Annotated in this window: 12 protein-coding genes and 1 tRNA gene; 8 read left to right on the forward strand and 5 right to left on the reverse strand. The window is 65.2% G+C overall.

What is annotated here, in order from left to right; genetic code table 11:
• Nucleotide 1: 1 nt before the first annotated feature.
• The 3 genes from pyrC to aroQ are packed head-to-tail and all read right to left on the reverse strand — an operon-like array spanning nucleotide 2 to nucleotide 2,266.
• Complete coding sequence (gene pyrC, locus ACFQE0_RS01545) at nucleotides 2-1,054, reverse strand: dihydroorotase (RefSeq protein ID WP_378966450.1); 1,053 nt, start codon at nucleotides 1,052-1,054, stop codon at nucleotides 2-4.
• Nucleotides 1,055-1,061: 7 nt separating this feature from the next.
• Nucleotides 1,062-1,760: an orotate phosphoribosyltransferase gene (locus ACFQE0_RS01550; protein ID WP_378966452.1), complete on the reverse strand. Its 699-nt coding sequence runs from the start codon at nucleotides 1,758-1,760 to the stop codon at nucleotides 1,062-1,064.
• Between the two features lie 59 nt (nucleotides 1,761-1,819).
• On the reverse strand, nucleotides 1,820-2,266 hold the full coding sequence (aroQ, locus tag ACFQE0_RS01555; protein WP_378966455.1) for a type II 3-dehydroquinate dehydratase: 447 nt from the start codon (nucleotides 2,264-2,266) through the stop codon (nucleotides 1,820-1,822).
• Nucleotides 2,267-2,423: 157 nt separating this feature from the next.
• Here aroQ and ACFQE0_RS01560 point away from each other — a divergent pair, with 157 nt between their 5' ends.
• The 8 genes from ACFQE0_RS01560 to ACFQE0_RS01595 all read left to right on the forward strand — a co-directional run bounded on the left by ACFQE0_RS01560 (nucleotide 2,424) and on the right by ACFQE0_RS01595 (nucleotide 11,798).
• On the forward strand, nucleotides 2,424-3,269 hold the full coding sequence (locus ACFQE0_RS01560; RefSeq protein WP_378966457.1) for a 3-oxoadipate:acetyl-CoA acetyltransferase: 846 nt from the start codon (nucleotides 2,424-2,426) through the stop codon (nucleotides 3,267-3,269).
• Nucleotides 3,270-3,315: 46 nt separating this feature from the next.
• Nucleotides 3,316-3,389 (forward strand) — tRNA-Gly (locus tag ACFQE0_RS01565).
• A 285-nt stretch (nucleotides 3,390-3,674) separates the two neighbouring features.
• The gene (locus ACFQE0_RS01570) at nucleotides 3,675-4,394 is read left to right on the forward strand and encodes a hypothetical protein (protein WP_378966459.1); all 720 of its coding nucleotides are present in this window, start codon (nucleotides 3,675-3,677) and stop codon (nucleotides 4,392-4,394) included.
• 337 nt (nucleotides 4,395-4,731) lie between these two features.
• The gene (locus ACFQE0_RS01575) at nucleotides 4,732-5,127 is read left to right on the forward strand and encodes a hypothetical protein (protein WP_378966461.1); all 396 of its coding nucleotides are present in this window, start codon (nucleotides 4,732-4,734) and stop codon (nucleotides 5,125-5,127) included.
• Between the two features lie 327 nt (nucleotides 5,128-5,454).
• Entirely contained in the window at nucleotides 5,455-7,596 is a 2,142-nt protein-coding gene (locus tag ACFQE0_RS01580; protein WP_378966463.1) for a methyl-accepting chemotaxis protein, read from the forward strand.
• Nucleotides 7,597-7,688: 92 nt separating this feature from the next.
• Entirely contained in the window at nucleotides 7,689-7,976 is a 288-nt protein-coding gene (locus tag ACFQE0_RS01585; protein ID WP_378966466.1) for an MTH1187 family thiamine-binding protein, read from the forward strand.
• 78 nt (nucleotides 7,977-8,054) lie between these two features.
• Entirely contained in the window at nucleotides 8,055-10,370 is a 2,316-nt protein-coding gene (locus tag ACFQE0_RS01590) for an FdhF/YdeP family oxidoreductase (protein WP_378966468.1), read from the forward strand.
• 54 nt (nucleotides 10,371-10,424) lie between these two features.
• Nucleotides 10,425-11,798: a pentapeptide repeat-containing protein gene (locus ACFQE0_RS01595; RefSeq protein ID WP_378966471.1), complete on the forward strand. Its 1,374-nt coding sequence runs from the start codon at nucleotides 10,425-10,427 to the stop codon at nucleotides 11,796-11,798.
• Between the two features lie 3 nt (nucleotides 11,799-11,801).
• On the opposite strand, the gene ACFQE0_RS01600 is transcribed toward ACFQE0_RS01595, so the two are convergent.
• Both ACFQE0_RS01600 and selA read right to left on the reverse strand, forming a co-directional pair.
• Nucleotides 11,802-12,272, reverse strand: a complete 471-nt coding sequence (locus ACFQE0_RS01600) for a MarR family winged helix-turn-helix transcriptional regulator (protein ID WP_378966473.1) — start codon at nucleotides 12,270-12,272, stop codon at nucleotides 11,802-11,804.
• A gap of 157 nt (nucleotides 12,273-12,429) precedes the next feature.
• Nucleotides 12,430-13,833, reverse strand: a complete 1,404-nt coding sequence (selA, locus tag ACFQE0_RS01605; protein ID WP_378966475.1) for an L-seryl-tRNA(Sec) selenium transferase — start codon at nucleotides 13,831-13,833, stop codon at nucleotides 12,430-12,432.
• Between the last annotated feature and the right edge of the window lie 34 nt (nucleotides 13,834-13,867).

Below are 13,867 nucleotides of genomic sequence, written 5' to 3' on the forward strand. Positions count from 1 at the left end.
GTCATTCGCTCCCGATCGTCCAGGGAAGGGTCTCGTCGCCCCGGAAGACGACGACCTCGGTCTCGTCCACCGCGACACAGGCAAGAGCGCGTCCAGGCCGCCGCTCCAGCGTGATGGTCTCGGCGTTCGGCTCCAAGCCGTGGAAGCGAGCGCCGTTGAGGGACGCGAAGCCCTCGAACTTGTCGAGCGCCCCCTCCTCATCGAAGACCTGCACATAGGTCTGCAGCGCGGTGGGACCGCAGAACACGCCCGCGCAACCGCAGGCCGATTCCTTGGCCCCGACCGGATGCGGCGCCGTATCGGTGCCGATGTAGAAGCAGGTCTCGCCGGAGGTCGCCGCCTTGCGCAGGGCGAGGCGGTGCCGCTCGCGCTTTGCCACCGGCAAGCAATACAGGTGCGGTCGCAGACCGCCCTGAAAGAGCGAGGTGCGGTTGATGACGAGGTGATGGGGCGTGATCGTCGCCGCCACGCGCGAGGCGTGCGCGCGGACCACGTCGAGGATCTCGGCGGTGGTGGCATGCTCCACCGTGACCTTCAGGCCCTGGTGGCGGGCGAGCAGCGGCAGGAGCTTCGTCTCCATGAACACCGCCTCGCGGTCGAAGATGTCGACCGACGGATCCGTGACTTCGCCATGAATCAGGAGCGGCATGCCGATCCGCTCCATGCGCTCCAACACAGGAGCGATCTTGGCGAGATCGGTGACGCCCGCATGGGAATTGGTCGTGGCGCCCGCCGGGTAGAGCTTGGCTGCGATCCACACCTTCTCGGAGAAGCCCCGCTCGATCTCATCCGGGCTCGTGGCGTCGGTGAGGTAGCAGGTCATGAGGGGCGTGAAGCTCTGCCCCTCCGGCAGGGCCGCCAGGATGCGCTCGCGATAGGCGGACGCTGCGTCGACCGTCGTTACCGGCGGGACGAGGTTCGGCATGATGATGCCGCGGGCGAACTGGGCCGCCGTATAGGGCAGCACGGCGCGCAGCATGGCGCCGTCGCGCAGGTGAATATGCCAATCATCCGGCTTGGGGATGACCAGGCGATCGAGGGAGGATGCGGTCATGGCGGGGTCAGCCCTGGCCGAAGGCGGAAATGCCGCCATGGGCGGAGGACCACGTCGCCGGCTCATGCAGGAAGCTTTCGACTTCCTTCAGCGTCGCGGGATCGAAGGTGCCCGCCTCCTTGGCGACTTCCAGCACGTCCCACCACGTGGTCAGGGCGTGCATCTTCAGGCCGTGTTCCTTCAGGAGCGCGTCACTGTCCGGGAAGATGTCGTAGTAGAACAGCACGAAGCAATGCTCGACCGTGGCCCCCGCCTCACGCAAGGCGGTGCAGAAGTTGATCTTGCTGCGCCCGTCGGTCGCCAGATCCTCGACCAGCAGGGTCTTGGCGCCGTCCACAATCTCACCCTCGATGCGCGCGTTGCGGCCGAAGCCCTTGGGCTTCTTCCGAACGTACTGCATCGGCAGGGCGAGACGGTCCGCGATCCAGGCGGCGAAGGGAATGCCCGCGGTCTCGCCGCCAGCAATATGCGTCAGCGATTCGTAGCCGACCTCCTGCACGATGGTCGACACGGCGAAGTCCGTCAGCGCCGAACGCAGCCGGGGGAAGGAGATGATCTTCCGGCAATCCGTATAGACCGGGCTCGCCCAGCCGGAGGTGAACTTGAAGGGCTCGCCCTTGTAGAAATGGACGGCCTCGATCTCCAGGAACATCTTGGCCGCCTCACGGGCGATCAGCTTCCGGTCGATCGGCAAGTAGGAAGTCATGTCACGGCTTTCGGGGAGTGCGGATTTCTGTCGTGTCCTCAGGCCATCGGCGGCGGGCGTCAAGCCTTGCCCGCGCGCAGATGCGCGAGGTGGCGGATCGCCAGCGCATAACCCTGGATCCCGAACCCGGCCATCACGGCGGTGGCCGCCTTCGAGATGTAGGAATGGTGCCGGAATTCCTCACGGCGATGCACATTCGAGATGTGGCACTCGATCACCGGCACCTCGCAGGCGTTGAGCGCATCGAGGATTGCCACGGACGTATGCGTGTAGGCCCCGGCATTGATGACGATGCCCGCGCAACCGACCCGGAATTCGTGGATCGCGTCGATCAGCACATGCTCGGCATTGCTCTGGCGGCACTCGGCGCTCAGGCCGACTTCGGAAGCGGTGATGCGGCAAAGATCCTCGACATCAAGGAGCGTGGCGCGGCCGTAGATCTCGGGCTGGCGCTTGCCGAGCAGGTTGAGGTTCGGTCCGTTCAGGACCAGCACCGTGTTCTCCATCCCCATCCCCTTCGCATCCAAGCGAGAGGTGCAACGATCCCGGCGGCGACTCAAGCCCGGTCAAAGCGGGCCGGTTGTTCCCGTGGCGGGGTTCAGCCTGGGGCGACGGGCGGTTATCACCCTGGCGGGGCGAACTGGACAGAACGGGACGAGCGGCATGGCGGCATCCGGAAACGACTCACCGGTGGTGATCGCGGTCGCGATTACGGGGTCCGTGCCGCGCAAGAAGGATAATCCGGCCGTTCCGGTGACGGTCGCCGAGCAGATCGAGTCGACGCATCAGGCCTATGAGGCCGGGGCGACGTTGGCCCATATCCATGTCCGCAACGACGACGAGAGCCCGTCCTCGGACCCGGACAAGTTCGCTGCCGTGCAGGAGGGCCTGCGCAAGCACTGCCCCGGCATGATCGTTCAATTCTCGACGGGCGGGCGCGGGCGCGATCCGGCGGCACGGGGCCTGTCGCTCCAGCACCGGCCGGACATGGCCTCGCTCTCGACGGGCTCGGTCAACTTTCCGACCATCGTCTATGAGAATGCCGCGAGCCTCGTCACCGACCTCGCCACACAGATGCAGCGCAACGGAGTGCGACCGGAGATCGAGATCTTCGACCTGTCACACCTGCACGGCGCGAAGCGGCTGATCGAGGCGGGGCTGATGGACGAGCGCCCGCATGTCCAGTTCGTCATGGGCGTGCAGAATGCCATGCCTGCGGAGGAGCACCTGCTCGACATTCTCCTGACTGAGTGTCGCCGCACCCTGCCGAAAGCCACTTGGACCGCCGCCGGGATTGGCCGCAATCAAGCGACTGTGATGGAATGGGCGCTGGCGCGCGGCGCAGATGCCGTCCGCACCGGCCTGGAGGATAACATCCGCGTCACGAAGGATCGTCTCGCGGCTAGCAATGCCGAACTCGTCAGCCTCGCGGCGGGCGCGGTGGCTGGCCATGGTCGCCGCGTCGCCACGCCTGCTGAAGCCCGCACCGCGCTCGGCCTCGCAACCTGAAGAACGCCTTCTCAGGCGGCGACGGGCATGCTAGACGAGCCCTCGCGCGGGTGTAGCTCAATGGTAGAGCAGCAGCCTTCCAAGCTGAATACCCGGGTTCGATTCCCGGTACCCGCTCCATCGCTTCACGACATGGTTTGCAACCCAGGCGCTCACGTGGCTGTCTCGGGCGCTCGCGGTTTCAGCAGCCCGCCACGCCCGTGATGTGAATGTATTTTGCTATTTTAGTCGTTAAGAGCAATTTTTGCTCATTAAACCATCACAGCAATTGCAGATCACACAATCAAATCGTCCATTAATTAATCATTGACCCCAGAGGGACGATCGGCATAGTCTAAGTTCGAGTTCCCGCCATGTCGGCTTTACTGTACAAGACGACACCGAGGCCGGCGCAGAGATTGTATTATGAACGTCTCCCTTGCAGACCAGCCATCGATTGCTGGAAATCACCTCGCGCAGCAAATCAATTCGAATGGCTACGCGGTGATTGAGAATTTCGTCGATCCGAGCGACCTTCGCGTAGCGCAACAGTTCGTCTCGGACGCGATTGCGCGCAACAACGGCGAATACGTCGGATTCAGCGGTACGAAGGATCTCGGCGGGACCTTCCTCGCCGACCTGCCGCAAGACCCGTCGTTCATCGAACTATGTCGTAACATCTACGAGAGCGGCGTTGGAAAGCCCGCGCCCGATGTTAATTTCTATCAAATTCTTCGGTGCCTCTCTGGCTCAGAGGCACAAAACCACTCCATGATGTTTCACTTTGATTCTTACGTTTTGACCGCCCTGATCCCGATCACGGTTCCGGCTCACGGGATGCCTGGCCGATTGGTGATCCATCCTAATACCCGCAATATTCGCAAGACGTATCTGGGCAACCTCGTCGATAAGGCCCTCGTCGATAATCCGATTGCCCAAAACTGGTTCAAGAAATCGTATCAAAAAGGCGCGGACAACGTCCTACGCCTGACGTTGAAGCCCGGAAACCTTTATCTATTTTGGGGATACCGCTCCCTGCACACGAACGAAGCGTGCGATGCGGATGCAATTCGTGCCACGGCGCTGTTGCATTACGCGGATCCGCATGCTGACAGCCGCCTGAAGCAAATGCTCCGTCGGCATTAGAAGGCGGCCAGACAACGTTGCTGTCTTTGTGAGCGAAGTGAAGCAATCCACCGAAGCGCTACAGCCGGTCATGGCCCGCCTCCCTGGATTGCTTCGCCATGCCTACAATGATGCTGACAGTCGGCGATCAGAGAGCTTTTCCCCGCACCGGCACCTCGGTGCGCTGAATACTGTTCTGCGTATTACTCCGAACTTATAAGCCGCAACTTGGCGCATCAATTGCATGTCTAGCCGTTAAACTTAATTGTGAGTTACTGCCGCTTTCGAGCATAAAGTGTTGCGGTCAGATTCGGTTGTCTGATTAGAGTGTTCATGGCCTACCTAACGAGTATTAGCCATGAACTACGTAGGTACATGCTTCTTCGATGAAGTCGGGCGGTGTTTGTGCAATTTGATGGTGGCTGGAAGTGGCAGTGCATCCGCCAACCAGCAAACCGGCATCGCCTTCACGTCCGACCCGCGGTTGATCCAGTCCGGGCTGGCGCCGGGCCTGACGCGTTCAGCTTCGGCCTCGACCTCAGGGAGCGCGCCGAACACATTCGCCTCGAATGGCAAGCCGGGCAGCGGCTTCGTGGAGACCCTCTTCGATTTGGGGGCCACTGGCGGGCCGAGTCCCCATTACGGTGGCGCCCCAACGCCGGAAGTGAATGCCGGCCTTGGGCTGCTGCTCGCTGGACTGACCGTCGCTGTCATGCGGCGCAAACGCGGCCGCCGGATGAGCCGAACGGCCTAGACCGTTGGAACATGCGATTCATCGAGTTGACCGGAAACACATCGAGGGCGTCGCCCGTAATTCCACTTCTGGCGCGTCATTGATTTGGATCAAAGGTCAAATGACCGGAGACCATCCGCGTGTAAGACCTAGGTACAACCCTCGGATTAATCGCCTATAAAATAGCATAGCCCGATCTTTTCGCGTCGGCGCCTCGCATGAATTCGCTCGTGCGCGTGGCGCTCGTCGCGGGAAACGGTCATGCAAAGATCTACGCACTTCGGCTCATCGAGATGGCGCGCATTGCGTTCGGTCAAAGTCAGTTTGATCGCGGTGTCCGGCCTGTGCGTGACTTTAACCACCGCGAGCCTCGTTGGATACGGGCTGTACGCCTCCTCGAACACCGCCTCCCTGGTCTCGCGCTCGACGGAGGAGATCCTCGACCGCAAAACCAAGGAGAATCTCGAAGCGGTAGCGGCCAATCAGGCGGCGACCATTCGCAGTAAGCTCGATTTCGCCTTCAATGCTGCGCGCAACTCCGCGGGCGCTCTCACCGTCATCGCGGCGGGGAAGAAAAGCGCGTCGCGCGAGGCGGTTCGCCGCCTCCAGCTCAACGATTTCCTCCTCAACGTCCTGAAGCGGAACCCCGATTTCAACGGCACCTATAGCGCCTGGGAACCGAACGCCCTCGACGGCTCGGACGAAGCCTATGTCGATCGGAAGGATGCCGGCTCGGACCATACAGGCCGCGCCCTTCCCTACTGGACCCGCACGGCCGACGGCACGATCGCGATCCAACCGCTGGTCGAGTACGACAGCGAACACTTGCACCCGAACGGCGTGATGAAGGGCGGCTGGTACATCGGCCCGAAACGTTCGGGGCGGGAGAGCATGTTGGCCCCCCTCCCCTACATCGTACAGGGCAAGTCTGTTTACCTCGCCACTATCTCCGTCCCGATCATGGATGAGGGTCGCTTCCTCGGCGTGGCGGGCACCGATTTCGACCTTTCCTTCGTGCAGAAACAGATCGAGAGCGTCAGCCAGTCGCTCTATGAGGGTAAGGGCAACGTCGCCATCGTCTCGCAATCGGGTCTCGTCATCGCGTCGAGCCGCCACGCCGAAGGCATTGGCTCGGCCCTCACGAAGTTCGACACGACGTGGCAGGGCTATGCTCAGACGCTCCGCTCCGGTGCGCGCTTCGTGGGCGACGACAAGGCGCTCGATGAGATCCGCGTCATCACACCGATCAGCCTCGGGCGGACGGGGGAGACGTGGTCGGTGCTGATCGCCATTCCCCGTGCAGTGGTGATGGCCGATGTCGCCAAGCTCGGCGATGCCCTGGCCGAACGCGGGCGCAAGGACCTGCTGATGCAATTCGTGGTCGGCGGTCTCGTCACCCTGGCGGGGCTGCTCGTCATGTTCGTGTTCGCCACGACGCTGACCACGCCGCTCGAAAAGCTCACGGACGCCCTGCGCGGTCTGGCCGAGGGTCAGGCGAACGTCACGATCCCCGGCTCGCAACGCATGGACGAGATCGGCGACATCGCCCGCGCGGTGGACCGGATCCGCATCCTCACTCAGCAGGATGCGGAAGCGCGGGCCGCCCTCGTGGAGGAAGAGCGGGTCAAGCTCGAAGCGGAGCGTCGCCAGACCCTGGCCGAGATGGCGGGCGCGTTCGAGGCGGCAGTGGGCGGCATCGTCGGCTCGGTGTCGGCGGCGGCGACCCAATTGCAGTCCACGGCGGGCGCCATGGCGAGCACGGCCACGGAGACGGCCAACCAATCGGAGACCGCGGCGAGCGCCGTCCGCGAGGCCGCGACGAACGTGAACACCGTCGCGGCGGCAGCCGAGGAGCTTGGCTGCTCGGTCCACGAGATCGGCCAGCAGGCTGGTTCCTCCGCGGCTTTGGCCCGCAACGCCGCCACCGAGGCGCAGCGGACGGAATCGCTCGTCCGCGAATTGACCGAGGTCGCCTCCCGCGTCGGAGACGTGGTCGGGATGATTTCGAACATCGCATCCCAGACGAACCTGCTGGCCCTCAACGCCACCATCGAAGCTGCGCGGGCGGGCGAAGCCGGCAAGGGCTTCGCGGTGGTCGCGGCCGAGGTGAAGGAACTCGCGAACCAGACCTCGCGGGCGACCGACGAGATCGCCGGTCAGATCGGCCGTATCCAAGGGGCGACCGGCGAGGCCGCCGCCGCGATCGGCAACATCACCGGGCGGATCGAGGAGATCAGCCGCGTCGCCACCACCATCGCGGCGGCCGTCGAGCAGCAGGGCGCGGCGACGCAGGAGATCGTCCGCAACGTCAACAAGGCCGCCGCCGGGACGAGCGAGGTGACCCAGAACGTCGAGAGCGTCGCGGGCGCGGCGGAGGAAACCGGCGCGGCGGCAACTCAGGTCCTCAACGCCTCGACAGAACTGTCCCGCCAATCCGAACGTCTCGGCGCGGAAGTGGCGAACTTCCTCGCCACCGTCCGGGCGGCGTAAGGGATGAACACTCTCTCCGGCCGCGGGGAGAGGGTGGGCCCGGACCGTCGCGGTGTATAGGTACCCCTCTGACGGGAACCGAGGATATCGCGATGAAGGTGTCAGCCGATTTGTGCATCGTGCCGATGGGCGTCGGCCCTTCGGTGTCTCCCTATGTCCGCGAGATCAAGGCGATCATCGAAGCGAGCGGGCTGGACGCCACGATGCATCCCAACGGCACCAATATCGATGGCGAACTGTCGGACATCTGCGCGCTCGCCGAGAAATGCGAGGCGCGGCTCGCCGAACTCGGAGTCCAGCGCACCTTCTTCACGCTGATCTTCTCGACGCGGCGCGATAAGATTCAAACAATGGCGGACAAGCTCGCCGCCGTGTCGTGACACCCGCGTCGACCTGCCTTTGATCGTTCCGCCGCCTCCCGCGTTCTCGCAACACCAGGGATGCGGCAAGGAACGGTCATGGACCAAACGGGCAGCCAGGACGATCGTACCCGGAAGGTGCGGATCGAGCCCTATGACGGGCCTGCCGGTGGTTGGGGCTCCGCCCGTTCCCTGGTCGAGATCCTGACGCGGGAGGGCGTGCCCGTTACCGGCACCGCGCTGCTCACAAAGCAGAACAAGCCGGGCGGCTTCATGTGCGTCTCGTGCGCGTGGGCCAAGCCCGCAAAGCCCCTGGCCTTCGAATATTGCGAGAATGGCGCCAAGGCGACCGCCTGGGAGCAGACCCGCCGCCGGGCGACCCCGGACCTCTTCGCCGAGCACACGGTCAGCGATCTGCTGACGTGGAGCGATTACGCGCTGGAAGAAGCGGGCCGCCTGACCCATCCGATGCGCTACGACCCGGCCAGCGACCGCTATCGCCCCTGCACCTGGGAGGAGGCCTATGCCGAGATCGGGCACGAGTTGAAGGCGCTCGAACCTAAATCGGTGGTCTTCTACGCGTCGGGCCGGGCCTCCTTGGAAGCGAGCTACATGTGGGCGCTGCTCGCGCGGCTCTACGGCAACAACAACCTCCCCGATTCCTCGAACATGTGCCATGAGCCGACCTCGGTGGCACTGCCGCAATCCATCGGCTCGCCGGTCGGCACGGTGCGACTGGAGGATTTCGAGGAAACCGACCTGATTTTCTTCTTCGGGCAGAATGTCGGCTCGAACTCGCCCCGGATGCTCCATCCGCTACAAGAGGCCCGAAAGCGCGGCGTCTCGATCATCACCTTCAACCCGCTGAAGGAGCGCGGCCTCGAACGCTTTACCGATCCGCAATCGCCCGTCGAGATGCTGACGAGATCCTCCACGCGGATCTCGACCCAGTATCATCAGGTGAAGGCGGGGGGCGATCTCGCGGCCATTACCGGGATGTGTAAAGCGCTGTTCGCCGCCGATAGGCACGCCCGGGCTGCGGGACGCCCGGCGGTTCTCGACCATGCCTTCATCGCCGAGCACACCCACGGCCTGGAAGCGTTCGAGCAGTTCTGCGACGAGCAGGAATGGCCCACGCTCGAACGGCGCTCCGGTCTCAGCCGCACCGCCATCGAAAGCGCGGCCTCGGTCTATGCCCGTGCCAAGAAGGTCATCGGCGTCTACGGGATGGGGCTGACGCAGCACCGCAGGGGCACCGAAACGGTGCGCATGCTCGCCAACCTGCTTCTGCTCCGCGGCAATATCGGCAAGCCCGGCGCGGGCATCTGCCCGGTGCGCGGCCATTCCAACGTGCAGGGCCAGCGGACGGTCGGCATCACCGAGAAACCGGAGCTGGCGCCCAACGACAAGCTACGCGAACTCTACGACTTCGAGCCGCCCCAGGAGAAGGGCCTGAACACGGTGGAGACCTGCGAGGGCGTGCTCGACGGCAGTGTCCGCGCCTTCATAGGCCTCGGCGGAAACTTCCTGCGGGCCGTGCCCGATACGGGCGTCATGGAGCCTGCTTGGCGCAAGCAGCGCCTTACTGTGCAGATCGCCACCAAACTCAACCGCTCGCATCTCGTGAACGGCGAGGTCGCCTACCTGCTGCCCTGTCTAGGCCGCATCGAGATCGACCGGCAGGCGAGCGGACCGCAGAACGTCTCGATGGAGGATTCGACCGCCCGCTTCCACGGCTCGCGCGGCATGTCAGATCCTGTCAGCCCGCAACTGCGCTCAGAGCCCGCGATCATTGCCGGGATCGCCAAGGCGACCCTGCCCCGCAATCCCCGGATCGATTGGGACGCCTGGGTGGGTGATTACGCCCTGGTCCGAAAGGCGATCGAGGCGACCTATCCCACCGTATTCCATGACCTGAACGGGCGGATGTTCGAACCGGGCGGGCTTGCCAAGCCGCTCCCCGCCCGTGAGCGGCGTTGGGAGACCGAGACCGGCAAGGCCAACTTCGCCGTGCCCGGCGGGATCGAGGCCGATCCCGATCTGCCCGAGCGGAGCGGCGACATCCTGGATCTGATCACGCTGCGGTCCAACGACCAGTTCAACACCACCGTCTACGGCTATCACGACCGTTTCCGGGGCATCGACGGCACGCGCGACGTGCTGTTCATGAACCGCGCCGACATCGCCCGGCTCGGCCTGCGCGACGGTGGACAGGCTGAGGTGGAAACGGTCAGCGATGACGGCGTGAGCCGCCGACTCGGCGGCTTGCGTGTGGTCGCCTACGACATCCCCCAAGGGAACTGCGGCGGCTACTACCCTGAGATGAACGTGCTGATCCCGCTCTGGCATCACGACGAGCAATCCAAGACGCCCGCCGCCAAGTCCGTTGCCGTGAAGGTGACGGCGCAGGCGTGAGCGCCGCAGGTCGAGAGGCTGGCGCGGACGCGTCCGCTCCGGCATGGATCGGCCATGAACGAGACGACACAGGCCGTGGGTGCCGCCCTGCCGGAACAGCGGGTGCGGGCCCTGCTCGACGCAGCCGCGGCATCGGAACCGCTCGCGGCGCCGGGGCTCGACCTCGCGCGCCTGGATTGCAGCCGCGATGCCCTCGCCCTTCAGGGCCCGGAGGGTGAGGCGGCCGCGTGGCGCGACGAAGAGAGCGGCGGCCTCGCGCTCGCGGGCGCCGACCTCACCCGTGCACGCATGGACGACGCGAATCTCAGCGGGGCGAATCTGCGCCGGGCGCGGCTCGCAGGCTCGGTCGGGCGCTCGGTGCGTCTCGCCGGGGCGATCCTCGAGGAAGCTGACCTCTCGGACAGCGACCTCTCCGGCGCCGATTTCAGCGATGTCGTGGCAGGCCAGATCAGTCTGTCGAGGGCCATGCTGGAGGATGCCCGGTTCTGCGGCGCGGCGATGCGCTTCGCGAACCTGTCCGAAGGCCTTCTCGACGGGGCCGACTTCAGCCGCGCCGATCTGTGGGGCACCGATTTCACGGGGGCGGATGCCGACGACACGACGTTCCGCGATGCCCGGCTCGACGAAGCGAAGCTCGGCGACGCCAACCTGACACAGGCGGATTTCGAGGGCGCTAGCCTGACGAAAGCGGTCCTGGCAGGCTCGCGCCTGCGCGGGGCGAGCTTCACGGGGGCGAAACTCGACGGTGCCGATTTCTCCGGTGCCGACCTGTCCGACACGAATCTCGTGCGGCTCAACCTCGCGACGTGCCGCCTGCGCCATGCGCGCTTCTCCGGCGCGTGGCTCAACGGCACGCGGATGCATGTCGAGCAATTGGGCGGGGCCGTGGGCGAAGAGGCAGCGGGCGATTTCGCCGCCGCTCAGTCGAGCTACCTCGCCCTCGAGCAGAACTGGAAAAGCATCGGCGATCAGGACGGAGCAAGTTGGGCCTATAAGCGCGGGCGGCGAATGGGCCGCCATCACGCCGGTGCCCAGGCGTTGGAGGCTTGGCGTGCACGCGACGCCCAGGGCCTCACCCGGCACGGCTACCGCTGGGTCGCGGATCGCTTCGTGGAATGGCTGTGCGATTACGGTGAGAGCCTGTCGCGCATCGCCCGCGCCTTCACGCTGCTGATCGGCGTCTTCGCCGTGCTCTATGGCATGACCGGCGGGCTCATCATCCTCGAAGGGCCCGAGGCGGGGCCGACCTACAACCCCCTCGACCTTCTGAGCTACAGCGCGCTCAACATGATGACGGCCAACCCGCCGGAGATCGGCCTGAAGCCCACGGGCCGGGTCACCAACCTTCTGGTCGGCATCGAGGGCGCGGTGGGCATCATCCTGATGGGGCTGTTCGGCTTCGTCCTCGGCAACCGCCTGAGGCGGTGAGGCTCACTCGGCTGCGCCGAGCCGGTCGATCACGAGGCTGAGGTCCCGGCGCAGGCTGCGGATCTCCGGCTCGGTCATTTCGAGCTGGCACATCACCGTCTCGCGCACCGCAACGGCCTCGTTCTTCAATTCGCGGCCCTGCGCGGTGAGGCCGATCTCGACCTCCCGTTCGTCGCTGACGCGCCGGGTGCGACGAAGGAAGCCAGCCGTCTCCAGCCGCTTCAGAACGGGGGTCAGCGTTCCAGAATCGAGCCGCAGGCGGCGGCCGATCTCGGACACGGTGACTCCGTCCTGCTCCCACAGGACCAGCAGCACGAGATATTGCGGATAGGTGAGACCCAGGCGTTCCAGAAGCGGCCGGTAGGACTTGGTCATGCGGTGAGCCGCAGCGTAGAGCGCGTAGCAAAGCTGGTTGTCGAGACGCAGCGGGTCCGAGACAGGCGAAAGGTCGATCGTCTTTGCCGCGTCCGCCATCGTGACCGCTCGTCCAATACTCTACGTCGCCTCGCCCGCCCGGCTCCGTGGCGGCCCGCGCAACAGCCTTAGCATATTGCCAGGAAATCACATGCGGGATGTCATCGCATGCGAGTTTTCGCAACGCGTCAACCTCCCGAAAGCCGATGTTATTAGGCTACAAAACCGAGAGGCTGTCGAGGAAGCCCTGTTCGTCCTCCAGGGTGCGCAGATCGAGCAGGATCGCATCGTCCTTGATTCGGCCTATGATCGGCGTCGGAAGTCCGCGAAGGCTCTCGGCGAGGCGGCGACAACGCCCTCCCGCGCTTCGGGAGCGGCCCTCGGCGATGGGCGTCAGGACCAGGGCGGCGCTCGGAAGGGTCTCGATGGGCAAAGCCCCTGAGCCGATCTGGCTCATCGTGTCCATCACGGAGACCTCGGCCCGGCCCTTCAATCGTTCCGCGACGGCGGGAGCGAGGCGGCTCGCCTGCGCGGCGATGTCCGCCCGTTCGCGGGTGAGCAGGCGGAGCGTCGGCAATTCGTCCCGAAGCCGCTCGGGATGGAGATAGAGCCGCAGCACGGCTTCGAGTGCGGCGTAGGTCATCTTGTCGACACGCAGCGCCCGCTTGAGCGGGCTTTTCCGGATCCGCGCGAGGAGATCCTTACGCCCCGCGACGATGCCGCACTGGACCCCGCCGAGGAGCTTGTCGCCGCTGAAGGTCACGACATCGGCCCGCGACAGGGCTGAGGTCACGGTCGGCTCGGGCGGGAGGCCGTAGGCTGCGAGGTCGATCAGGCTGCCACTGCCGAGATCCTCGGCCAAGGGCACGCCGCGCTCGCGGCAAAGCGCGTGCAGGGCATCCGGGTCGGGCTGAGCCGTGAAGCCGGTGATGGCGTAGTTGCTCGGATGGACCTTCATCGCGAGGCCGGTGGCCGGGCCGAAGGCCTCCGCAAAGTCGCGCAGGTGGGTGCGGTTGGTAGTGCCGACCTCGCGCAGGCGACATCCGGCCCGCACCATGACATCCGGCACCCTGAAGGAGCCGCCGATCTCTACAAGTTCCCCGCGCGAGACCACGACCTCCTTGCGCATGGCGAGCGCGTTCAAAACCAGCAATACGGCGGCGGCGTTGTTGTTGACGACGATCGCCGCCTCCGCACCGGTCAGGCGACAGATCAGCCTCTCGACATGGTCATCGCGTTCGCCCCGGTTGCCGGTGGCGAGGTCGAATTCGAGGTTCGTTGCCTGCACCATCACGGCCTCGACGGCCCTCGCCGCCGAGCGCGGCAGCAGGGCCCGGCCGAGATTCGTGTGCAACACCGTACCGGTCAGGTTGAAGACCGGCCGCAGCGAAGGCTGGCGATCGGCGGCCAGGGCTTCGCCGCATCGGGCCAGGATCTCCGCTTCGTCACCCGCGGGAGCATCGCCGGCGCGGATCCGGGCGAGATCGTCGCGGATCGCACCGGTCAGGGCGCTGCGCCCGTACTCCGCGGCGAGGGAAAGGCCCATGGCGTGGGCGAGCAGCCGCTCGACGGAGGGAATCCGGCGCAGGGCGGGCGGGGCGTCGAGGCGGACTTGCGTCATGGCGGCATGACATAACAATCCCGCCCGGCATCGC

Source organism: Methylobacterium komagatae (assembly GCF_042661665.1).
In the GTDB taxonomy this organism is placed as follows: Bacteria; Pseudomonadota; Alphaproteobacteria; order Rhizobiales; family Beijerinckiaceae; genus Methylobacterium; species Methylobacterium komagatae.

What these genes read in the sequence shown, in the direction of transcription:
- pyrC (WP_378966450.1), bottom strand. Translation starts at nt 1,054, where the DNA reads ATGACCGCATCCTCCCTCGATCGCCTGGTCATCCCCAAGCCGGATGAT.
- ACFQE0_RS01550 (WP_378966452.1), bottom strand. Translation starts at nt 1,760, where the DNA reads ATGACTTCCTACTTGCCGATCGACCGGAAGCTGATCGCCCGTGAGGCG.
- aroQ (WP_378966455.1), bottom strand. Translation starts at nt 2,266, where the DNA reads ATGGAGAACACGGTGCTGGTCCTGAACGGACCGAACCTCAACCTGCTC.
- ACFQE0_RS01560 (WP_378966457.1), top strand. Translation starts at nt 2,424, where the DNA reads ATGGCGGCATCCGGAAACGACTCACCGGTGGTGATCGCGGTCGCGATT.
- ACFQE0_RS01570 (WP_378966459.1), top strand. Translation starts at nt 3,675, where the DNA reads ATGAACGTCTCCCTTGCAGACCAGCCATCGATTGCTGGAAATCACCTC.
- ACFQE0_RS01575 (WP_378966461.1), top strand. Translation starts at nt 4,732, where the DNA reads ATGAACTACGTAGGTACATGCTTCTTCGATGAAGTCGGGCGGTGTTTG.
- ACFQE0_RS01585 (WP_378966466.1), top strand. Translation starts at nt 7,689, where the DNA reads ATGAAGGTGTCAGCCGATTTGTGCATCGTGCCGATGGGCGTCGGCCCT.
- ACFQE0_RS01590 (WP_378966468.1), top strand. Translation starts at nt 8,055, where the DNA reads ATGGACCAAACGGGCAGCCAGGACGATCGTACCCGGAAGGTGCGGATC.
- ACFQE0_RS01595 (WP_378966471.1), top strand. Translation starts at nt 10,425, where the DNA reads ATGAACGAGACGACACAGGCCGTGGGTGCCGCCCTGCCGGAACAGCGG.
- ACFQE0_RS01600 (WP_378966473.1), bottom strand. Translation starts at nt 12,272, where the DNA reads ATGGCGGACGCGGCAAAGACGATCGACCTTTCGCCTGTCTCGGACCCG.
- selA (WP_378966475.1), bottom strand. Translation starts at nt 13,833, where the DNA reads ATGACGCAAGTCCGCCTCGACGCCCCGCCCGCCCTGCGCCGGATTCCC.